Origin of the sequence: Phytobacter ursingii, assembly GCF_001022135.1 — a bacterium.
GTDB classification, from domain to species: domain Bacteria; phylum Pseudomonadota; class Gammaproteobacteria; order Enterobacterales; family Enterobacteriaceae; genus Phytobacter; species Phytobacter ursingii.
This window is the reverse complement of the sequence record NZ_CP011602.1, coordinates 5344699-5367628: the sequence shown is the minus strand read 5'-3', so window position 1 is coordinate 5367628 and position 22930 is coordinate 5344699. Positions and strand designations below refer to the sequence as shown.

Genomic DNA, 22930 nt, shown 5'->3' with positions numbered 1-22930 from the left:
ATAGTTATCAACTATTAATGAAGATCTATCGATCGTTATATGTACTGAGGGAAGAAGTTGCGCAACGTATATTAACCGTGCTTAATGATCTTTTAATAAGAATAATAAGTTAAATTATATGTAATATAATCGATCAAAAAAGAAACCATATTTAATATTAATTTAACACTTTATAAATATAAAATAACAAATTAGACCATGCCATATAACCATGCAAATAGAAAGGTTAAATGAATATAAGGAGAAAACTCCCTCTCTTTTATTAGAGAGGGAGAAGAATTAATGAAGCACGGAAACGGCATCCTGCAAACGACTGGCGCGGTGTTTTACCATGGAGGAGACATTGGCGTTTTCGGCTACCAGCCCGGCATTTTTTTGCGCGATGGTATCAAGCTCTGCCACCGCATGCGTCAGCTCCGACAGCCCTTGCGCCTGTTCAGAAGTCGACTGGCTAATCTGGCCAATCAGAGAGGTCACGTTCTGGACCTGGGTAACGATATTGTCCATCGTCCTGCCTGCCGCGTGGACCTGCTCATAGCCTGACTGAACTTTACTGGCGCTGGCATCAATCAACTTGCGGATATCATTTGCCGCGCTGGCGCTGCGGCTGGCAAGGTGGCGAACTTCGCCAGCGACCACCGCAAAACCTTTGCCCTGCTCGCCGGCACGGGCGGCTTCCACCGCAGCATTGAGCGCCAGAATGTTCGTCTGAAAAGCGATGTCATTAATCAATGCGGTGATGGAACCAATGCGCTGTGTACTGTCGGCGATTTCGTCCATTGTCTTCACCACCGTTTCCATCGCCTTGCCGCCATTCGCCGCCGCGCTACTGGCGGAGCTGGAGAGCTTATCAGCCTCCGTGGCGGTATGGGAATTATTCTGTACCGAGGCGGCCATCTGACTCATCGTGGCAACTGTCTGCTGAACATTGACGACCGTCTGACGCGTACGTTCGTTCAGATCCTCGTTACCTTTTGCCAGCGTTTCACTACCGCTGCGCACGCTACTCACCTGACCAGCAACATCGTGAATCAGCCAGCGACACATTAAACCCAGCTGCCCAACTGAGCGCAGAGTCAGGCCCAGTTCGTCGCTACGTTTCAGATGCGTCACGCTGTTACGTTCCCCTGTCGCCACGCTGAGGGCCTGACGTGCGACCTCTTCAACCGGACGCACGATTTGCCATTCAAGGCAGGCACAGCCTAACAGCAACATGGCGGCGCTGAACAACATCGTTGCCGGACCATTTCCGAGAAGCCACAGACCGGTCGCCAGCAGTATCCATAGTAGCGCCATCATCCCACGCGTCCGCCAGCGCAAAGGCAGAGACGGCAGTTTACCCAGCCAGCCCCGGCTCACCACCAGCCCTTTATGGATACGCTTTTTAGCTCGTCCTTCCTGGATGGCCTTATATAAAGGTGTCACAGCGTCAATTTCTTCCTGGGTGGCGCGGGTGCGAATGGACATATAGCCCGTCACTTTTCCGTTACGCACCATTGGCGCAGCGTTCGCCCGCACCCAGTAATGGTCGCCATTCCGGCGGCGGTTTTTAACGATACCACTCCAGGGTTCACCCTGTTTAAGGGTGTACCACATGTCCGCAAAAGCGGCTTTCGGCATATCCGGGTGGCGTACCAGGTTGTGCGGCTGGCCGATCAATTCGTCCAGATCAAAGCCGCTTACCTGAGAGAAGGTGTCATTAGCGTGGGTGATATAGCTTTGCAAATCGGTGGTCGACATCAGAGTGGTGTCAGCGTCAAGGGTATATTCCCGTTGCGTGACAAACGGCGGAGCAGACATGATTAGCATCCTTTGCAAGTTATTCGACTGTTAAAAATTTTATCGAATGTTATTTCGGCGATAATGAATTTATCTTTAGTTGTTAAATTTGATTTAGATCGCAATTTGCGATTAAACCGCACTATTTGTATGTTTTTAAATTGCTGATTTATATAGTAACGGATTGAAACTACCAAATTTTCCTGATTTATCGCTGCGCAAAAATGAGGCAATAATCGCACCACCACGGTGCATTTTGCTTAAATAATGCTCAATGCTTGTTTTCCTTTCCTCTATTTCAGAACGTAACAAAGGGTAAGTTCCGGGATCTAATCTCGCAGAACTGCGTTTTTCCCTGGTGTTTATCCCGATTTTCATTTGCGGCTTCGATGTGGCGCAATCCCTGCAATACTTAAATCAGTATCATGTGATACGCGAGCCCCGGGAGCATATTTTGAACAGATTACCTTCCAGCGCATCGGCTCTGGCCTGCAGCGCACACGCACTGAACCTCATAGAGAAACGAAAGCTTGATCATGAGGAGATGAAAGAACTAAACCGAGAGGTACGGGAATACTTTAAAGAGCATGTAAATCCGGGGTTTTTAGAGTATCGAAAATCTGTTACTGCCGGCGGGGATTACGGAGCCGTAGAATGGCAAGCGGGAAGTCTGAATACGCTTGTCGACACCCAGGGACAGGAATTTTTAGATTGTCTGGGTGGGTTTGGTATCTTCAATGTGGGGCACCGTAATCCAGTAGTGGTTTCCGCCGTACAGAATCAACTCGCAAAACAACCTCTGCATAGCCAGGAGCTTCTCGACCCACTGCGGGCGATGCTGGCAAAAACACTGGCGGCATTAGCCCCAGGCAAACTCAAATACAGCTTCTTTAGCAACAGCGGCACAGAATCCGTCGAAGCGGCGTTAAAGCTCGCCAAAGCGTATCAGTCGCCACGTGGCAAATTCACTTTTGTCGCTACCAGCGGCGCGTTCCACGGTAAATCCCTGGGTGCGTTGTCTGCGACGGCGAAATCGACCTTCCGTAAGCCATTTATGCCGTTACTGCCGGGCTTCCGTCATGTGCCGTTTGGCGATATCGAGGCCATGCGTACCCTGCTTAGCGAATGTCATAAAACAGGCGATGATGTCGCTGCGGTGATCCTTGAGCCTATTCAGGGTGAAGGCGGGGTGATCCTGCCACCGCAGGGCTATCTGCCAGCCGTGCGTAAGCTGTGTGATGAATTTGGCGCGCTGCTTATCTTTGATGAAGTGCAGACCGGAATGGGACGTACGGGCAAAATGTTCGCCTGTGAACATGAGAACGTTCAGCCGGACATTTTGTGTCTGGCGAAAGCCCTCGGCGGCGGCGTGATGCCGATCGGTGCGACGATCGCTACCGAAGAGGTCTTCTCTGTCCTGTTCGATAATCCTTTCCTGCATACCACTACGTTTGGCGGTAACCCGCTGGCCTGTGCGGCTGCGCTGGCAACCATCAATGTGCTGCTGGAAGAGAACTTACCGGCACAGGCTGAGCAGAAAGGTGACATGCTGCTGGACGGCTTCCGCCTGCTGGCGCGGGAATACCCGGATCTGGTACAGGATGCACGCGGCAGAGGGATGCTGATGGCTATTGAGTTTGTGGATAACGAAATCGGCTATACGTTTGCGAGCGAAATGTTCCGCCAGCGTGTACTGGTTGCCGGGACACTCAATAATTCGAAAACCATTCGTATCGAACCACCGCTTACGCTGACGATTGAGCAGTGTGAGCAGGTGCTCAAAGCCGCTCGCACCGCACTGGCAGCGATGCGCGTGGCGGTGGAAGAAGCGTAAAAGCAGACTGTGCGGCCTTCTCCCCCTCACCCCTGCCCTCTCCCTCAAGGGAGAGGGTGAAAAGCGGCCCCCGCCCGCTCGATCGATTTCCTCCCCCTCAAGGCAGAGGGGGAAAAGCGACCCCAGCCCGCTCACTCGATTCCTTCGCCCCTCAAGGCAGAGGGGGAAAAGCCGCCCCCAGCCCGCTCGATCAATTCCCTCTCCCCTGGGGAGAGGGTTAGAGTGAGGGGAAACAGGCGGCAGCGAGGCTTGTTCCGTTCACCTCCAGTCCTGCTGAACATGCCGAATCCGTCACTCGTGAACGTGCTAAGGGGGCTCGCCGCCGCCCCCTTAGCCATCCCCGCGGCCCCGCACGGAAATCGGTGCTTCGCACTGCGCTCACCTCCCGACCCTCAGCCTGCGGTCGGTTTGACTCGCCGTCCTGGCTCGACAAACCTCTGCCCGCCCTCCCTGGCGGCCAGCCCTTGTCTTCCGGCCTCCGGCTCGCCGATTTCAGCGGGGACTCAATACCCTCGCTGAAAGTCCGGAACAAAATGAAAAAAGGAATGGCTGTAGGGTTTCTTTCAGGAAGCAGCGGGGGCGTTTCATATTTAATGCACTTTCTGGCAGCGAGGTTTTTCTGGTCCGGCTGAAAATCGATGAGGCGTTGACGGCTGACCGGGGCCGCCCGCAGGGATGCGGGCGGAGGGGATAGCCTGCAAGGACGCAGGCTGGTCCCCGACCCGACAGTCAGACGACATAAGCATCATGGACCGCGCCAGCGGCGATTTTCCTTGCCGGGAGCCTGGGTTGCAAGGGAGGCGGCGGCGAGCCTCCCTTGCACGTTCACGGGTTCTGGAGCAATAGAAAAGCAAGGAACATAAGGTGAACGGAATGACCACCAGAGCCGCATTTTCCCCCTCACCCTGGCCCTCTCCCTCAGGGAGAGGGGACTGTCCGTGCTCGTATTATTTGTGGGGATCCCTCAGCCCTTTGGGTTGAAGGGGAACAATGCGCACCACCCCAAACCGCTACTCCGGCATTAGCCCTACAAACGTCCGTTTTTTACGCGGCTCCGACATCAGATCCTCCAGTTTCTCCACGCAGGCCAGATAGTGTGGCGTCTCTTTGTGTGCCAGCACGGCGGCCTCATCCTTATAAGCCTCGTAGATAAAAAACCGCGTCTTCACTTTCGGATCCTGCAATACATCAAAACGCAGATTTCCCGGCTCCTTCACTGCCCCCTCGTGATTAGCGCGAAATACCTCAAGAAACTCATCAATCTTGTCCGGCTTGATGTTTATCTCCACCAGCGTCACATTCATTGTTGCTCTCCCTGTTTCTCTTCCTGCCAGAACTGATACGCCTCACGGGCGCTCATATTCTCGTGTACCACTTTTTTTACCGCTTTGAGCATGGCGAGCGGCGCGCTGGACTGGAAAATATTGCGCCCCATGTCCACGCCGGACGCCCCCTGGTCGATGGCGCGAAAACACATCTCTAATGCCTCCAGTTCAGGCAATTTCTTACCACCGGCAATCACAATCGGCACCGGGCAACTGGCGGTCACTTTCTCAAACCCCTCTTCGACAAAATAGGTTTTGACAAACTGCGCCCCCATCTCGGCGGCAATACGGCTGGCCAGTGAAAAATAGCGCGCATCCCGCGCCATCTCTTTACCGACGCCGGTGACCGCAAGCGTAGGCACACCGTACCGGTTCCCGGCATCCACCAGTTTAATGATGTTATTGATCGACTGGTGCTCATGTTCGCTGCCGATATAGACCTGGGCCGCCACCGCACAGACGTTGAGGCGCAGGGCATCCTCCATTGCCACCGCCACGCACTCGTTCGACAACTCGGTCAGAATGGAGTTACCGCCTGACGCTCTCAGCACCACCGGTTTGTTCGTGGCGGGCGGCACCTGGCTTCGCAACACCCCACGGGTACACATCAGCACATCCGTTTCGCCAAACAACGGCGCAATGGATAAATCAATGCGCTCAAGCCCGGTGGTCGGCCCCTGAAAGTAGCCGTGGTCAAACGCCAGCATCACCGTGCGGTTGCTTTTGGGGTTAAAAATCCGTGAGAGCCGCGACTGCATTCCCCAGTCCAGCGCCCCACAGCCTTTGAGCGTAAACGGCACATTCTTTTGCGGCCGGTCGAGGCCAAAATCTTTGCCATCTTTAATGTCATCTAAATCCGCCATCGTTTCCTCCCGTCAGAAGTCGTATTTACCAATGTTCTCTTTGGTGAACACCACGCGTTCCGGCAGCAGCACGATCCCGTTGCCTTTCGCTTCATACTGATAGCCCTGCACGCTGTTTGGCTCGACTTTAAGCGTGCCGATATCTTTCACGTCGACGCTGTCGCCAACGTTAAGATCGCCTTTTTTCAGCAGATGTTCGGCGACATTCACCGAAATTTTCCCTTGTTGCACCACATCCCACAGGCCAAAGGCTTTCACCGTGCCGCGCTCCACATACGGGCGCATGACGTTCGGCGTACTAAAGCCCACAATCGCCACCCCTTCCCGTTTCAGGTTTTCCGCCGCCTGCGCTGCCGCCGGTAGGGCGTTGGCATCTGGCGCGATGATCGCATCAAGATCCGGATACGCTTTTAAGATCCCCTCGGCGGTTTGCAGGGATTTGGTCGCATCGTTATAGCCAAACTGCGTGGTGACGATTTGCCACTGCGGATGATCTTTCTCGATTTTGGCTTTCGCCTCTTTCACCCACTGGTTCTGGTCGGTGACGGTGGGGCTGGAATAGAAGAACGCCACTTTGGCATTCGGTTTGGTCACCTGCTTGCCCGCCATATCCACCAGCAGGCCACCCAGTTGCTCCGGCGTACCCTGATTGATGTAGATGCTGCGACACTCAGGCTTGGTATCAGAATCCCAGGTCAACACTTTCACACCGCGCTGCATCGCGCGTTTCAGCGCCGGGCATAACCCGTCCGGCGAAACGGCGGAGACAATAATGGCTTTGTAACCCTGGTTGACGAAGTTGTTGATGAGCTGAACCTGGCCTGACACGCTCGGTTCGGTCGGGCCGTCATAGGTCACATCCACCCCCAGGTCTTTGCCCGCCTCTTTCGCGCCGTTGCCGCCGCTGGTAAAGAAGCCCACCCCAACCAGTTTGGGAATAAAAGCGATACGGTCAGCCGCCTGCGCCGCCATGACGCTACCCGCCAGCGCCAGCGCGCTCAGTTGCACTATCAGTTTTGTCTTCATCTCATGCTCCGATTGTTTTTCGCGAGAGAACCCGACGCCAGGTCATGCGCACCCATTCCCGGTGCAGACTCAGCGAACGCCCCATCACCACCACCACCAACAGCGCCCCTGACAACGCGCTCGACACCTGGTTGGGGATGCCGACCATCTGTAAACCCTGCTGTAGATACCCCACCAGCAACGCCGCCAGCGCAGTACCCAGCACCGAACCTGAACCGCCATAAATATTGGCGCCGCCCAGTACTGCGGCGGTGAGTGCAGGCATCAGCAAATCGCGTCCCAAATCGGAACGCGCTGAACCGAAATAAGAGACCAGCACCACGGCGGCGATGGCCGATGCCACTCCGACCAGCCCGTACAGTGCGTAAGGCATACCGTTGACCGACAGCGCCGCATAGCGTGCCGCGCGCGGGTTCTGCCCCAGGAGAAAGAGATGGCGGCCAAAACGCGCCCGGTGCGTAATCAGCCAGAAAAACAGGGTTACTACCGCGAACAGCACCAGCGGTACGGGTAGGCCCAGCAAAGTGAGATTGGCAAAGGCGGTAAAACTGTCCGGGAAACCGCTGATGCCTTCATAGCCCGTCGCGCCTGCCATACCGGAAAGCAGCAGCGCGCCGCCGCCATAGAGGTAAAGCGTGCCGAGTGTGATAACCAACGGGCTGATGCCGGTGTAGTGAATCAGCGCTGCGTTGACCAGCCCGCACAGCAACCCCAACAGCAGCGTCAGCACAATGGCGAGGCTCATCGGCCAGCCTGCCTGCATCATCACCCCCAGCGCGATGGCGCACAGACCGATGGTCGAGCCAAGCGAGATATCAATGCCGCCGCTGATGATCACCAGCGTCAGCGGCAGGGCCACAATGCCGATGCAGATAAAGTCGCTGGTGCTGAACAGCAGCATATTGACGTCCAGCATCCGCGGGTTCAGCGCGCCAAAAAGCAGGATCTCCAGTACCAGTAACAGCAGCAGCGCAAATTCCCAGTTGAGCTTCATTTACGCCACCTCTTTGTTTTTACGTTTGGGAAAGGGGGCCACGTTTTTGCCCCCTTTATTACCGGGCATAAAGCGGCTGTATTTCAGTTGCCGTTGATGGCGGGCCAGCGCCTGGCGTAAACGTCCGTCCAGCACCAGCACGCCGAGCAATACCAGACCGGCGATAAAGTCATTCCACCAGGCCGGGAGCTTAAAGAGCACCAGCACGGTGTCGATTTGGGTGAGGAAAAAGGCGCCCAGGAAAGCACCAATAAGCGTCCCCGTCCCGCCGAGCAACGAAATACCGCCGAGCACACAGGCGGCGATGGCTTTCATCTCCAGCCCGCTGCCGGTCTGGTTGGGCACAAAGCCAATCTGCGAGGCAAAGACAATCCCGGCGCAGGCCGCCAGTACGCCGTTCAGGGTGAAGGCCAGCATCCGCGTGCGATTTACCGCCACGCCGAGCTGGCGGGCAGCGGCGAGATTATCCCCCACCGCATAGAAGTCGCGGCCAAAAGCCGTGCGCGCCAGCATCCAGGTGCCTGCGCCGAGCGTCAGCAGCACCAGCCAGCCTAAGGGTGACACCCCGGTCGCCCCCGCCGCAGAGAGGGATTTCAGGCTGGCGGGTAACCCTTCGATCCATTTGCCGCCCGTCCACAGCAGCATCGCACCGCGATACAGCCCGAGCGTACCCAGCGTTGCCACAATTGCCGGAATTTTCAGCCCCACCACAAGCAGGCCGTTAAAAGCGCCGGCCAGCGCGCCAATAGCCAGGGAAAACAGCATGGCGACGGGCAGACTGTAGCCGCTGTTCAACGCCACCCCGACGGCAATAGCGCACAGCCCCACCGTTGAGCCAACCGATACATCAATATTGCGGGTTAACATCACCAGGGTCGCGCCGAGCGCCAGCAGCATCAGGATCTGGCTACTGGCGAAAATCATCCCCACCGTTTGCAGGCTAAAAAAGGAAGGGTTCAGCGCCACCAGCACCACAAACAGCGCCAGGATAGCCAGAAACGCGCTGAGCTCACGATTTTTCAGTAACGTTTTCATGGCTGTCCTCCGCCTAAAGCCAGTGTCATCATGCGATCCACACTCACCGCGTGACGCGGCAGTTCCCCACTAAGTCGCCCCTGGTGCATCACCAGCACCCTGTCGGCCAGCCCCGGGAACTCATCCAGATCGCTTGAGATCATCAGCACCGCCACGTTTTGTGCCGCCACGCTTTTGATCAACTGGTAGATGTCCGCCCGCGCCGCCACGTCGACGCCGCGCGTCGGTTCATCGACGATCAGCAGTAGCGGGTTAGCCTCCATACAGCGCGCCAGCAGCACTTTTTGCTGATTCCCACCGGAGAGGGTGCGGACAATCTGATCCGCATGATTCAGCTTGATCCCCAGCGCCCGGTGGTAGCGCTCCACCACCGCCGCTTCACGTTTGCGCTGCTGCCAGAGCGAGGGTTCATTCAGGGCGACCGTGTTCCAGCGTACCGGGGCATCAAGGAACAAGCCCGAGACCTGCCGGTCCTCCGGCAGATAGACCAGCCCCCGCGCCAGGCGAGCGCGGGTAGAATCGCCATTGATTTCACGATTCTCCAGCCAGATGCGTCCGGCACGCACCGGGCGCAGGCCGTAAAGGGTTTCGGCAAATTCAGTACGCCCGGAGCCGACCAGCCCTGCCAGACCGACGATCTCCCCGGCGTGGATTTCAAGGCTGAGATCGATAAACCCTTCCCCCGTCAGCGCATCTACCCGCAGCACGGGGAAATCCTGCGGCTGAGTACGACGATTACCCGGCAGCGCCAGCCACAATTTTTGCGTATCGCTTAAGCTTTTTTCGCGGCTCGCGGGCGTCATGGCGGTAATCAGGGCGTTGTCATCGAGACTGGCGATTTCACCGCTCAGCACCACCGCCCCGTCGCGCATTACCGAGACATGGCTTGCCAGGGCGCGGATTTCCGGCAATTTGTGGGAGATAAAAACAATGCCGACGCCCAGCTCTTGCAGGGCACGGATCTGGCGAAACAGCCGATCGGTTTCGCCCGGCGTAAGAGAGGCGGTGGGTTCATCAAGGATCAGGATCTTCGCGTCGCGCATCAGGCCACGTAAGATCTCCACCATTTGCTGGTCGGCGACTTCCAGCGTACTGGCGGCCGCCTGCAGGTTAAGCTGACAGTTAAGCTGCTGCAGTTTTTCCGTCAGCTGCGCGTCGTGTTGCGCGCTGCGCGGCAGACGAAACAGGATATTTTCCCGCACGCTCAGGTTGGGAAACAGCATCGGTTCCTGCGGGACCAGATAGATACCAAGCTGATGGGCCTGATTCGGCTTAAGGCGCGCAAACACCTTGCCGCAAACGAAAAGTTCACCGCTGTCTGGCGTTTCCACCCCGGCGATAATTTTCATTAGCGTCGATTTTCCCGCGCCATTCCCCCCCATCAGCGCATGGACCTGGCCTGAATATAGCGTGAAATCAATACCTTTCAGGACCGTTACGCCTGAAAATTGTTTATTGATGCCTCGCGCTTCAATCAGTGGATTCATTGCAGCCCCGCTATTGAACAAATGATTTTTTATTTAAATAATGTTCAAAAGCGTAGACGGTGAACTATATTTACAACCGTGCAATGATCACACTTTTATGTATTTGGATCTCTCTATTCCAACAGCGACATCAAAAGATCCGTTTTGCCAGGCGGCTCACACTTTCACCCCAGGCAAGCACGAACATATGATCTAAATTTTTATAAGAGTTCAGATATGAGCGAAAAAAGAACATCAGAAGAAGGACGCTTTGCAGGTCTGGCGCTGGCAGAAGAAGAACTGGTGGCCCGTGTGGCCTGGTGTTACTACCACGACGGCCTGACACAGAACGATATCGGAGAGCGCCTGGGTTTACCGCGCCTCAAAATTTCTCGCCTGCTGGAGAAGGGGCGCCAGTCCGGGGTGATCCGCGTACAGATTAACTCCCGCTATGAAGGATGCCTGGCGCTGGAAACGGAGCTGCAGCGCCAGTTTGGCTTACGTCTGACCCGCGTGCTGCCTGCATTGAATACCCCGCCAATGAGCGTGCGGCTCGGGATTGGTGCAGCACAGTCGTTGATGGGGGTACTGGAGCCAGGCCAGCTTCTGGCGGTGGGATTTGGCGAAACCATGATGAGTTGTCTGCAGCATCTGAGCGGGTTTATCAGTTCGCAGCAAATTCGTCTGGTGACGTTATCCGGCGGCGTCGGCCCCTATATGACCGGGATTGGTCAACTCGATGCCGCCTGTAGCGTCAGCATGATCCCCGCCCCACTGCGCGTATCGTCGCCGGAGGTGGCGGAGATCCTGAAACGGGAATCGAGCGTACGGGATGTGATCCTCGCCGCCACCGCCGCCGACGTTGCCGTGGTGGGCATTGGGTCAGTAAACCAGAAACGCGATGCCACGATCCTGCGCTCGGGCTATATCAGCGAAGGTGAACAGTTGATGTTTGCGCGCAAAGGCGCTGTCGGCGACATCCTGGGTTTCTTTTTACAGGCCGATGGTAAACGGGTCGAAGGGCTGGAGATTCACCGGGAATTACTTGGCGTCACCCTGGATGAGCTGGCGCAATTGCCGACCATCATCGGTGCCGCCGGAGGTGTGGAAAAAGCAGACGCGATTTATGCCGCACTCAAAGGTCGCCGTATCAATGGCCTGGTGACGGAAGAAACAACAGCACGCGCGGTTCTGGCGCTGGCGCAATAACGCGCCGCTTGCCGCGCTGCGCTGATAACAGCGAGGCAAGCCCATGAGTTACCTTTTAGCGTTAGATGCAGGGACCGGCAGCATACGTGCAGTGATCTTCGATTTAACCGGAAGACAGGTCGCCGTTGGCCAGGCGGAATGGAAACACCTGAGCGTAGAAAACGTGCCGGGCTCAATGGAATTCGATCTCGCGACCAACTGGCAACTCGCCTGCCAGTGCATTCGTCAGGCGCTGGAGCGCGCGGGTCTTTCCGGTGCGGATATCAAATCCATCGCCTGCTGTTCCATGCGTGAAGGCATCGTGCTGTACGACCAGTACGGTGACGCCATCTGGGCCTGCGCTAACGTCGACGCCCGCGCCAGCCGGGAAGTCGCAGAACTCAAAGAGATCCACAATGATCAGTTTGAATCCGAAGTTTATGACGTCTCCGGACAGACGCTGGCCCTGAGCGCCATGCCACGCCTGCTGTGGCTGGCGCACCATCGCCCGGATATCTATCGCAACGCGGCCACGATCACCATGATCAGCGACTGGCTGGCGGCGCGCCTTTCCGGCTGGCTGGCGGTTGATCCCTCCAACGCTGGCACGACCGGCATGCTCGATCTGTTTACCCGTGACTGGCGGCCGTCCCTGTTGGATATGGCCGGACTGCGCGCCGATATTCTCTCGCCGGTCAAAGAGACCGGCAGCGTGCTGGGTGAAGTGACCAAAGAGGCGGCGCAGGAGAGCGGTCTACGCGAGGGCACCCCTGTCATTATGGGCGGCGGCGACGTGCAACTGGGTTGTCTTGGGCTCGGGGTGGTCCGCCCCGGGCAGACGGCGGTGCTGGGGGGGACATTCTGGCAACAGGTGGTCAACTTGCCCCAGGTGCGAACCGACCCGGAGATGAATATTCGCGTGAATCCGCATGTGATCCCAGGCATGGCACAGGCGGAGTCGATCAGTTTCTTTACCGGCTTAACCATGCGCTGGTTCCGCGACGCCTTCTGCGCGGAAGAAAAGTTGATTGCCGAACGCATGGGCATGGACACATATAGCCTGCTGGAAGAGATGGCTGCTCGCGTCCCGGCGGGCTCCCACGGCGTGATGCCGATCTTTTCCGATGCGATGCATTTCAAGCAGTGGTACCACGCGGCGCCGTCGTTTATTAACCTCTCCATCGACCCGGAAAAATGCAATAAAGCAACGTTATTCCGCGCGCTGGAAGAGAATGCCGCCATTGTCTCAGCCTGTAATCTGGCGCAGATTTCCCGTTTTTCCGGGGTGAAATTCGATAGCCTGGTGTTTGCCGGTGGCGGCTCAAAAGGGGCGCTGTGGAGCCAGATTTTAAGTGATGTCACTGGCTTACCCGTGCGCGTGCCGGAGGTTAAAGAGGCGACCGCGTTGGGTTGCGCCATTGCCGCAGGTGTCGGGGCAGGTCTGTACGACGATATGGCGGCGACCGGTGAGCGGCTGGTGAAATGGAGCCGGGAGTTCACGCCGAACCCGCAGCACCGTGAGCTGTATGACGAGATGATGCAGAAATGGCAGGCTGTGTATGCCGATCAGCTCGGCCTGGTGGACAGCGGACTGACAACGTCCATGTGGCAGGCTCCGGGGCTGGTACGTTCACCCTCACTCCGGCCTTCTGCCTGAGGGTCCTGGCAGCAATCCCGGATGCGGCGTAAACGCCTTATCCGGGCTACGGGAGAGGCCCCCGGCCCGCTCGATCGGTTCCCTCTCCCCGTGGGCTGAGGAATCCCCGGTCATATTACGTTTTACAGCGATGACACCGCGTCATCAGAATAAAACCGTTACCGCGATGACAGGGTCCGGCTGAAAATCGATGAGGCGTTGACGGCTGACCGGGGCCGCCCGCAGGGAAGCGGGCGAAGGGGATAGCCTGCAAGGACGCAGGCTGGTCCCCGACCCGACAGTCAGACGACATAAGCATCATGGACCGCGCCAGCGGCGATTTTCCTGGCCGGGAGCCCGGGTCGCCAGGGTGGTGGCGGTGAGCCACCCTGGCACGTTCACGGGTTCTGTCGTTATAGAAAAGCACAGAACATAAGGTGAACGGAATGACCACCAGAGCCGCATTTTCCCCCGCACCAATCTTTGAATCCCATCACAATCGCCACATTCCCCTTTTCCCTTTTCTCCGGTAAACGCTAAATTACAACTCATCCGACCACATAACAAAAAATTAACACTGGAAGCGATATGAGCCACTACCCATCATTGTTTGCCCCCCTGGAGCTGGGTTTTACCACGTTAAAGAACCGCGTCTTAATGGGGTCAATGCACACCGGCCTGGAAGAGCGCCCCGATGGCGCGGACAGGCTGGCGGCCTTCTATGCCGAACGCGCGCGTCATGGTGTGGCGCTGATTGTCACCGGCGGCGTAGCGCCGGCGCTCTCGGGGGTAACCATGCAGGGCGGCGCGGTGCTTAATGATGAAAATCAGCTTCCTCATCACCGCCTGATAACCGATGCCGTGCATCAGGAAGGGGGCAAAATCGCCCTGCAAATTTTGCATACCGGGCGTTACAGCTATCAGCCGAATCTGGTGGCACCGTCCGCCATTCAGGCACCGATTAACCGCTTTACTCCGCACGAGTTGACCCACGACGAGATCCTCGCCCTGATTGAAGACTTTGCCCGCTGCGCGCATCTGGCACAGCAGGCAGGCTATGATGGCGTCGAAGTGATGGGCTCAGAAGGCTATCTGATTAACGAGTTTCTTGCCGCGCGGACCAACCAGCGGGAAGACGAATGGGGCGGCGATTACGCCCGGCGGATGCGCTTCGCCGTGGAAGTGGTCAGGGCGGTGCGTGAACGGGTTGGCCGGGAGTTTATTATTATCTATCGCCTGTCGATGCTCGACCTGGTGGAAGGTGGCGGCGTGTTCGCGGAAACCGTGCAACTGGCGAAGGCCATTGAAGCGGCGGGCGCGACGCTCATCAACACCGGTATCGGCTGGCACGAAGCCCGTGTCCCGACCATTGCCACCCCGGTGCCGCGCGCGGCATTCAGTTGGGTCACCCGCAAGCTGAAAGGTAAAGTCGGCATCCCGCTGGTTACCACCAACCGCATTAACGATCCGCAGGTAGCCGACGATATTCTCTCCCGGGGCGATGCTGATATGGTGTCCATGGCACGCCCGTTCCTTGCCGATGCCGAGATCCTCTCCAAAGCGCAAAACGGCCGGGCCGATGAGATCAACACCTGCATCGGCTGCAACCAGGCCTGCCTCGATCAGATTTTCGTGGGCAAAGTGACTTCTTGCCTGGTCAACCCGCGGGCCTGCCACGAAACAAAAATGCCGCTCACGCCTGCCCCCCGCCAAAAAACGCTAGCCGTGATTGGCGCCGGTCCTGCCGGACTGGCCTTTGCCGTCAACGCCGCAGCGCGTGGTCATCGCGTGACGCTGTTTGATGCGGCCGCCGAGATTGGCGGTCAGTTCAATATCGCCAAACAGATCCCCGGCAAAGAGGAGTTTTACGAAACCCTGCGCTACTACCGTAAAATGATCGACATTACCGGCGTGACGCTGCGGCTCAATCAGTTTGTGCAGCCCACCATGCTGGACGCCTTTGATGAGGTGATCCTCGCCAGCGGCATTGTGCCGCGCACGCCGGAGATCGAGGGGATCGCCCATCCGAAGGTGCTGAGCTACCTTGACGTTTTACGCGATAAAGTGCCGGTCGGCGAGAAGGTGGCCATTATCGGCTGTGGAGGAATTGGTTTTGATACCGCGATGTATCTCAGCCAGCCGGGCGAGTCCACCAGCCTGAATATCGCGGAATTTTGCGTGGAATGGGGGATCGATACCAGTCTCGACCAGGTGGGCGGCCTGCGCCCGGAAGGGCCACAGTTGCCGAAAAGCCCGCGTAAGATTGTGATGCTCCAGCGGAAAGCCAGCAAACCGGGTGAAGGTTTGGGTAAAACCACCGGCTGGATCCACCGGGCTACCCTGCTGTCGCGCGGGGTGAAAATGATCCCGTCAGTCAGCTATCAGAAGATCGACGATGAGGGTCTGCATGTATTGATCGGCGGCGAACCGCAATTGCTGGCGGTGGACAATGTGATCCTCTGTGCGGGTCAGGAGCCGCGACGCGAGCTGGCGGATCCGCTACGGGCAGCGGGAAAAACGGTGCATTTGATTGGCGGCTGTGATGTGGCAATGGAGCTTGATGCTCGCCGGGCGATTGCGCAGGGCACCACGCTGGCGCTGACGATCTGAGGTTTTGCGATGTTCCCGGATGCGCTGCGCTTATCCGGGCTACAATTTTGTAGCCCCGCTTAGCGCAGCGCATCCAGGGGGAAAATCAACGCTGTTTGCGCAATTTCACTGCTTTTAGCACCACGAACTTACCGTTAGACGCCACGTTGCTGCAGTTGCTAAAAATCTTCTTAAGCTTACGGAAGTAATCGAGATGACGGTTGCCGACAACGATTAATTCGCCGCCGTATTTCAGGCTACGGCGCGCATCGTGGAACATCTGCCAGGCAATATGATCGGTGATGGCGCTTTGCTGATGGAACGGCGGGTTGCACAACACCACATCAAAACGGTCCGGCTCAATACCTGACAGCCCGTTATTGACCATAAACTCACTGCGTGCCAGCGCATCCGGCATATTGCGTTCCACATTCAGGCGGCTGGAGGCGACGGCCATGTGGGATTCATCGGTAAACAGCACGCGCGCCTGCGGGTTCTGCGCCAGCAGTTGCAGACCAATCACGCCGTTACCACAGCCAAGATCGACCATCTCCCCTTCCACATTTTCCGGCAAATGCTTGAGGAAAAGACGCGCGCCAATGTCCAGCCCGCTGCGCGAAAAGACATTCGCATGGTTATGGATGGTCCAGTCCGTTCCCTCTAATTGCCAGTCATAGGTCTGCGGCGCATCGGCCACGGCCGGGGCAGTAAAGGTACAGTAGATCAGGCGTGCTTTCTTCCACGCCAGCGATGTCGTGGTCGGCCCGAGGTATTTTTCAAACAACGCCATAGTGGAGTTGTGAATATCGCGCGCTTTGGCTCCGGCGATAATCTGCGTTTGCGGGGTCACGACGCGACGCAACGCGCAAAGCTGCTGCTCCAGCAGCGCCAGTTGTTTGGGTACTTTAATCAGCACGCGGGCGGGGGCAGCCGGCAATTCGCTCAGGCTGTCCAGGAAAGTCACCGCATCTTCGTCCATTCCGTTCAGACGCAGGTTATGGCGCGTAGCCTGCTCCGCGATAAATGAGTCATTGACGCTGACAGGACGATACTCCGCCAGGGCACAGGCCAACGCGCCGAAGCTATCGTTAAAGATGAGCGTCGTGCCTTCGCTATCATTTACCTGATTTAGCAGATATTCATCTGCCGCATCCCACGCCTGTAACGACGCTTCTTCGGCATTGGGTGGGAAACGCTCTAATGCAAATGACTGTCCAATTAACTCAACCTGGCCCATCGACCCTCCGGGGTGCTAGAATTCGCGCGTTTTATCGCTTAATTATCCGGAGTTGTAAACCCCTTAAACATGACAACACTCACTTATTTGCAGGGTTACCCCGAAACACTGCTGACGCAGGTACAAACGCTGATTACGCAAAACCGACTGGGGGAGGTTTTACGCAAGCGCTACCCCGATACGCACGACATCACGACCGATAAAGCGCTCTATGTTTATACGCAGGATTTTAAAAATCAGTTTTTGCGTAACGCGCCGCAAATCAACAAAGTCGCTTATGACAGCAAAATCCACGTCCTGAAAAACGCATTAGGGCTGCATACCGCCGTGTCGCGCGTGCAGGGGGGTAAACTTAAAGCAAAAGCAGAAATCCGCGTCGCTACCGTTTTTCGCCAGGCGCCGGAAGCCTTTCTGCGGATGATTGTGGTGCATGAACTGGCGCACCTGAAAGAGAAAGAACACAACAAAGCGTTCTATCAATTATGTTGCCACATGGAACCTCAGTACCATCAGCTGGAATTTGATATGCGTTTGTGGCTTTTATGTAAAGACGAAGGGTGGCTTTGAGATGAGATTAAATAAAGCATCAACAACTAATAAATAATTCCAGTGATTTATTCTACATTTATTAATATGCGATCCCAGTCACTAATCGTGCAATGAATTTATCTTTAAAGACCCACATGAAATATGCGTAACTAACGGTAATATAAGTTCTTATTTAGAAATAACCTGCATTTTCACCCGCCAGAACACAAGCAGATAAACACCCGGAACGTTATTTATTTTGATTTTGAATCATATGATTCAACATTTGAATTTGACGCAGAGGCACAATAAAATCATTATGCAGAAATACTTTTACAGCTTGTTGTAGAAGTATTCTCGAAGCATTTAGATGATTGGTTTAATACATATTCGCACTCAGGCACATGAATCATTTGTCAGTGGATATGGACATAAACCCTTTACTCACCATGTATCCCTTGTGGGATACATGGTTTTTTTATGTCTGAACTTATTCAAGAGAGGCTTTAAGGCGGGCAACGGCTTTTCTCAGGTTTTCATCTGCCACTGACACGTAAGACATACGCAACGTCGACGCATCCGGGTTATCCGCATAGAAGAACTCGCCCGGCACATAGACCACGCCGTTTGCCAGCGTCTTTTTCAGCCAGTCAGTGGTGTTCTTTTGATACTTAAATTTAGCCCACAGGAACATCCCGCCCTGCGGACGGTGGAAGGTCAAATGCTCGCCTAACTCGCGTTCAATCTCTTCACATAACACCTGACATTTATCTTTATAAGAGGCACGGATAATTTTTAACTGATCTGGCAGGCGCCCCGTCTGCAAATAGTGATAAGCCAGCGACTGCGAGAGTGAACTGGTATGCAAATCCGTGGCCTGTTTCAGGGTCACAATCTGTTTCTTAATCCACTCCGGCGCGACAACCCAACCCACGCGCGCACCCGGTGCCAGGATTTTAGAGAACGTCGAGGTGTAAATAACGTTTTCGCTGTTATCGATCTCTTTTGCCCATGCGGTTAATGGCTTGAACAGTTTGTCAGTGAAATTAATTTCGCTATAAGGATCATCTTCGATAATGACAAAGTTATAGCGTTTGGACAGTTCAACCAGCTTTTTGCGACGCTCATCAGAAAGTGTGACTCCGCCGGGATTGCCGAAGGTCGGCACAATATAAACGGCTTTGATGGTGGTGGTTTTAACCAGCTCTTCCAGCTCATCAACCTTCATGCCTTCACCGTCTGTGCCCACAGACGCAAGCTGCGCTTCCGCCAGATGGAAGACCTGCAATGCGGCCAGGTAGGTGGGTCTTTCCACAACAATGACATCACCCGGGTTAATCAGTACGCGGGCGAGCATATCCAGAGACTGCTGAGAACCCGAGGTAATCACGACGTCGTCAGGGTGGCAGGTAATCAGACGCTGTTTCAGAAGCTGGCAGATCGCCTCACGCAAATCCGGGCTGCCTTCGCTCAGACCGTATTGAAAAGCATCTTTCCAGGAAACAGATAACACTTTATCCATCGCCATCTGGAGCCCTTCGCGATCGAAGAGATCAGGGTTAGGAATGCCCCCGCCAAGAGAGATAACCCCTTCCATTTTGCTGTGTTTTAATAATTCGCGGATGGCAGATGACTGCACGTTTTTGACTTTCTCGGAGATTCTCTCGTCTGACATTACCTTAACCTTTGTTTTGCCGTTCGTTCTTATTATGGTGCGATAGTTTTCATGCTAAGCAATTCCGTTATACAGCAATAAAAACAGGTCGTAAACGGAGCCGATTTATTTATACTATGCCAACATATATCTATTTATTAGTTTAATGTTCTACATATCGCGATAAATATTAATTAAATAGATATCTATAACGGGCAGCCGACCAGAATTTACTCTGGTAACGACTCAAGGTGCGGTGCTATCAAGAACCTATTATCCGCCGGGCAAGTGCGAATTACGATAAGCCACGGCGGGAAGGAGAATCGAGCTTCTTCACCACATTTTTAGCGTTTTGCTCTCGAGAATGCTCGAGAAGATATCCAGCACTTCGCTACGTTCCGGCATCTCTTTGGCGTGCCCCGTATGGTATTGAATCAGCCAGTAAATCATCATACTGAATATGCGCCGGGTTTTCATTTGTGGCGCGGTGATAATATCGGAGACGCGGGGTGACAGACGATTGGTCAGTTGCGGCAGAACGCCGGTCAGGCACTCCATTGAACAGTCCAGTAGCCGCGAGTAGTGCGTCTTAAAGCAACCCGACTGGGACTGCTTCATGTAGCGATAGAACAGATCCGCCTGAGCCAGATGCCTGTGTTCCGCAAACCAGGTCACCGTCAACTTCTCGAGCACATCCACGATTTGGTCCAACTCCTGATAAATGATTGCCTGATACATCGCTCGCTCCCGTCATGCTCAGGACGGAAGAAAAATACGCACCGCCAGACTGAGCATGTATCATGATGGTAGTGACACTATGCTATATCATGTTAAATTGTGCAATATTATGTTCAGTTGAGGATGTACTGTGATTGATTATGATGCATTGCCTGAGCAGCGGCAGTCCCTCATCCACCAGATGCTGATGGAAACCGGCAGGGTGATCGGCGCCGATGTCGCCCGTAAGCTGGGGGTTTCAGAGCATACGATCCGCCGGGATCTGCAGGAACTGGCAAGACAGGGATTGTGTAAAAAAGTCTATGGCGGTGCGGTCAGTCAATTTAAACAATCCGCCAGCTTCGAAACCCGAATGGCGCAAAATGTCCCGGAAAAATCCCACATAGCCAGAAAATGCGCCGAGCTTGTCCGCCCGGACAGCTGCGTGTTTATTGACGCAGGTTCCACCTATGTCGCGATGGTGGAATGCTTACCCGCCGATCTGGCGTTGACCATTGTCACCAACTCCCCGCAAATCGCGTCAGTGCTGAGTGGGCGTAGTAATATAGAGCTGATTTTGCTGGGTGGGAAAATCTATTCCCATACCGGTAGTACGCTGGGTTCAGAGCCGGTGAATCAAATCCGCGGGATGATTTTTGATCAGACGTTTATCGGTGTTTGCGGCCTCGATCCACAGGTGGGCATGACCGCGGTCTATTACGAAGATGCTTGTTTTAAAAAAGAAGTTCTGGCCCAGAGTAATGAAGTGGTGGCTGCAGTGACTGCCGACAAGGTCTCGCAGATTGCCCGCTACAAGGTCGTTGCCTGTGAAGATATCGATATCGTGGTGGTGAGCAGCGACGCCAATATCGATAACTTCCGCCACCTCAATATGCGAATTGAAGTGGCAGAAGAGTAAGGTGATGCTCGGTGTTGCAAGGTTTGGAACAGTTAGCATAATGTTGCAATGGTGCACGCTGTTCCCCCTCGCCGTTCCGGGGAGAGGATTAGGGTGAGAGGAAAAGCAGTCAATTTCCCACTACAGTACCGATCTTGCCACCTTCACCACGTTACCCACCGTAAAACCATACATCTCGAACAACTGTTCAGCAGGCGCTGACTCACCGAAAGTGGTCATGCCCACAATCGCGCCGTTCAGGCCCACGTATTTGAACCAGTAGTCGGCGATACCCGCTTCGATGGCAACACGCGCAGAAACGGCTTTCGGCAGTACGGATTCACGGTAAGCCGCATCCTGCTTGTCAAACGCATCGGTAGACGGCATGGACACCACGCGCGCTTTCACACCTTCGGCAGTCAGTTTTTCCCATGCGGCAACCGCCAGCTCAACTTCTGAACCGGTCGCGATGAAAATCAGCTCCGGCTGGCCGTTGCTGTCTTTCAGCACGTAACCGCCACGGGCCACATTTGCCAATTGCTCAGCGGTACGCTCCTGCTGTGCCAGGTTCTGACGGGACAGAATCAGCGCAGTCGGGCCGTCGGCGCGCTCAACGCCGTATTTCCACGCTACCGCCGATTCCACCTGGTCACACGGACGCCAGGTGCTCATGTTCGGAGTCACACGCAGAGAAGCCACCTGCTCTACCGGCTGGTGCGTCGGACCATCTTCACCCAGACCGATGGAGTCGTGGGTGTAGACCATCACCTGGCGCTGTTTCATCAGGGCCGCCATACGCACCGCGTTACGGGCATATTCCACAAACATCAGGAAGGTGGAGGTGTACGGCAGGAAACCACCGTGCAGGGAGATACCGTTGGCAATCGCGGTCATACCGAACTCGCGCACGCCATAGTGAATGTAGTTACCGGCAGTATCTTCGTTAATCGCTTTCGAACCAGACCAGATAGTCAGGTTAGACGGTGCCAGGTCAGCGGAGCCGCCGAGGAACTCAGGCAGTAACGGACCGAACGCTTCAATCGCATTCTGGGACGCTTTACGGCTGGCGATTTTGGACGGGTTAGCCTGCAGTTTCGCGATGAATTCATTCGCTTTCGCGTCGAAATCAGACGGCAGCTCACCGCTCATACGGCGGGTGAATTCAGCCGCTTCCTGCGGGAAGGCTTTGGCATAAGCCGCGAATTTCTCGTTCCAGGCTGACTCTTTCGCCTGGCCGGCTTCTTTCGCATCCCACTGGGCATAAATTTCAGACGGGATTTCAAACGCAGGGTGTTTCCAGCCCAGCGCTTCGCGGGTCAGCGCGATTTCCGCATCGCCCAGCGGGGCGCCGTGGGAATCATGTGTACCCGCTTTGTTCGGCGAACCGAAACCGATGATGGTTTTGCACATCAGCAGGGACGGTTTGTCGGTGACCGCACGCGCTTCTTCTACTGCACGTTTGATGGAGTCCGCATTGTGACCATCAACGCCACGCACCACGTGCCAGCCGTAGGCTTCGAAGCGTGCCGCGGTGTCATCGGTGAACCAGCCTTCAACGTGGCCGTCGATGGAGATGCCGTTGTCGTCGTAGAAGGCGACCAGTTTGCCCAGTTTCAGGGTACCGGCCAGGGAGCATACCTCGTGAGAGATACCTTCCATAATGCAACCGTCACCCATGAAGGCGTAAGTGAAGTGATCAACAATGTCATGGCCCGGACGGTTGAACTGCGCCGCCAGCGTTTTCTCCGCAATCGCCATACCGACCGCATTCGCAATACCCTGCCCTAACGGGCCGGTCGTGGTTTCCACGCCTGCGGTGTAGCCCACTTCCGGGTGACCTGGCGTTTTTGAGTGCAGTTGACGGAAGTTTTTCAGCTCGTCAATCGGCAGATCGTAACCGGTGAGGTGCAGCAGGCTGTAAATCAGCATTGAACCGTGACCATTGGACAGCACGAAACGGTCGCGGTCAGCCCATGCCGGGTTCTGCGGGTTATGGTTCAGGAAATCACGCCACAGGACTTCGGCGATGTCAGCCATACCCATCGGGGCACCCGGGTGACCGGATTTGGCTTTCTGTACCGCGTCCATTGAGAGTGCGCGCAGGGCATTGGCGCACTCACGGCGCTGTAATTTTGCTGTGTTCATCTTTTATCCTTGCGGG

At 55.5% G+C, this 22930-nt stretch carries 18 protein-coding genes; 6 read left to right on the top strand and 12 right to left on the bottom strand.

From position 1 onward, the window contains the following. Nucleotides 1-279 precede the first annotated feature (279 nt). The gene (locus AB182_RS28930; protein ID WP_047373049.1) at nt 280-1800 is read right to left on the bottom strand and encodes a methyl-accepting chemotaxis protein; all 1521 of its coding nucleotides are present in this window, start codon (nt 1798-1800) and stop codon (nt 280-282) included. Nucleotides 1801-1935: 135 nt separating this feature from the next. Next, entirely contained in the window at nt 1936-2157 is a 222-nt protein-coding gene (locus AB182_RS32725) for a hypothetical protein (RefSeq protein WP_167337911.1), read from the bottom strand. 76 nt (nt 2158-2233) lie between these two features. Here AB182_RS32725 and ygjG point away from each other — a divergent pair, with 76 nt between their 5' ends. Next, nucleotides 2234-3613: a putrescine aminotransferase gene (gene ygjG, locus AB182_RS28925; RefSeq protein WP_047373471.1), complete on the top strand. Its 1380-nt coding sequence runs from the start codon at nt 2234-2236 to the stop codon at nt 3611-3613. A 1010-nt stretch (nt 3614-4623) separates the two neighbouring features. On the opposite strand, the gene lsrG is transcribed toward ygjG, so the two are convergent. From lsrG to lsrA, 6 genes are read right to left on the bottom strand one after another with little or no spacing between them, the layout of a single operon-like run. After that, nucleotides 4624-4917, bottom strand: a complete 294-nt coding sequence (lsrG, locus tag AB182_RS28915; RefSeq protein ID WP_047373047.1) for a (4S)-4-hydroxy-5-phosphonooxypentane-2,3-dione isomerase — start codon at nt 4915-4917, stop codon at nt 4624-4626. Then, nucleotides 4914-5801, bottom strand: a complete 888-nt coding sequence (gene lsrF, locus AB182_RS28910) for a 3-hydroxy-5-phosphonooxypentane-2,4-dione thiolase (RefSeq protein WP_047373046.1) — start codon at nt 5799-5801, stop codon at nt 4914-4916. The genes lsrG and lsrF overlap by 4 nt, the downstream gene beginning before the upstream one ends. Nucleotides 5802-5813: 12 nt before the next feature. Next, a complete protein-coding gene (gene lsrB, locus AB182_RS28905) occupies nt 5814-6827 on the bottom strand; it encodes an autoinducer 2 ABC transporter substrate-binding protein LsrB (RefSeq protein WP_047373045.1) in 1014 nt (337 codons plus the stop codon). Nucleotide 6828: 1 nt separating this feature from the next. Beyond that, entirely contained in the window at nt 6829-7821 is a 993-nt protein-coding gene (gene lsrD, locus AB182_RS28900; protein WP_047373044.1) for an autoinducer 2 ABC transporter permease LsrD, read from the bottom strand. After that, complete coding sequence (lsrC, locus tag AB182_RS28895; RefSeq protein ID WP_047373043.1) at nt 7822-8856, bottom strand: autoinducer 2 ABC transporter permease LsrC; 1035 nt, start codon at nt 8854-8856, stop codon at nt 7822-7824. Next, complete coding sequence (gene lsrA, locus AB182_RS28890) at nt 8853-10343, bottom strand: autoinducer 2 ABC transporter ATP-binding protein LsrA (protein WP_047373042.1); 1491 nt, start codon at nt 10341-10343, stop codon at nt 8853-8855. The genes lsrC and lsrA overlap by 4 nt, the downstream gene beginning before the upstream one ends. 216 nt (nt 10344-10559) lie before the next feature. Here lsrA and lsrR point away from each other — a divergent pair, with 216 nt between their 5' ends. From lsrR to AB182_RS28875, 3 genes are all read left to right on the top strand, one after another. After that, nucleotides 10560-11531 (top strand): transcriptional regulator LsrR, encoded by a 972-nt coding sequence (gene lsrR, locus AB182_RS28885; RefSeq protein ID WP_047373041.1) that lies wholly within the window; start codon nt 10560-10562, stop codon nt 11529-11531. A gap of 43 nt (nt 11532-11574) precedes the next feature. Then, nucleotides 11575-13167: an autoinducer-2 kinase gene (lsrK, locus tag AB182_RS28880; RefSeq protein ID WP_047373040.1), complete on the top strand. Its 1593-nt coding sequence runs from the start codon at nt 11575-11577 to the stop codon at nt 13165-13167. A 567-nt stretch (nt 13168-13734) separates the two neighbouring features. After that, nucleotides 13735-15756 carry an NADPH-dependent 2,4-dienoyl-CoA reductase gene (locus tag AB182_RS28875; RefSeq protein ID WP_047373039.1) on the top strand — a complete coding sequence of 674 codons (2022 nt, stop codon included), beginning with the start codon at nt 13735-13737 and terminating at the stop codon, nt 15754-15756. Between the two features lie 85 nt (nt 15757-15841). Here AB182_RS28875 and rlmG read toward each other — a convergent pair whose 3' ends face one another. Beyond that, a complete protein-coding gene (rlmG, locus tag AB182_RS28870) occupies nt 15842-16972 on the bottom strand; it encodes a 23S rRNA (guanine(1835)-N(2))-methyltransferase RlmG (protein ID WP_047373038.1) in 1131 nt (376 codons plus the stop codon). Between the two features lie 69 nt (nt 16973-17041). On the opposite strand from rlmG, the gene AB182_RS28865 reads away from it, so the two are divergent. Next, nucleotides 17042-17539, top strand: a complete 498-nt coding sequence (locus AB182_RS28865) for a M48 metallopeptidase family protein (protein ID WP_047373037.1) — start codon at nt 17042-17044, stop codon at nt 17537-17539. Nucleotides 17540-17990: 451 nt separating this feature from the next. On the opposite strand, the gene AB182_RS28860 is transcribed toward AB182_RS28865, so the two are convergent. Then, complete coding sequence (locus AB182_RS28860) at nt 17991-19175, bottom strand: aminotransferase-like domain-containing protein (protein WP_047373036.1); 1185 nt, start codon at nt 19173-19175, stop codon at nt 17991-17993. A gap of 312 nt (nt 19176-19487) precedes the next feature. After that, nucleotides 19488-19892: a hypothetical protein gene (locus AB182_RS28855; protein WP_047373035.1), complete on the bottom strand. Its 405-nt coding sequence runs from the start codon at nt 19890-19892 to the stop codon at nt 19488-19490. 130 nt (nt 19893-20022) lie between these two features. Between AB182_RS28855 and AB182_RS28850 the strand changes: the two genes are divergently transcribed. Then, nucleotides 20023-20790: a DeoR/GlpR family DNA-binding transcription regulator gene (locus AB182_RS28850; RefSeq protein ID WP_047373034.1), complete on the top strand. Its 768-nt coding sequence runs from the start codon at nt 20023-20025 to the stop codon at nt 20788-20790. A gap of 120 nt (nt 20791-20910) precedes the next feature. On the opposite strand, the gene tkt is transcribed toward AB182_RS28850, so the two are convergent. Next, on the bottom strand, nt 20911-22914 hold the full coding sequence (gene tkt, locus AB182_RS28845; protein WP_047373033.1) for a transketolase: 2004 nt from the start codon (nt 22912-22914) through the stop codon (nt 20911-20913). Nucleotides 22915-22930 lie beyond the last annotated feature (16 nt).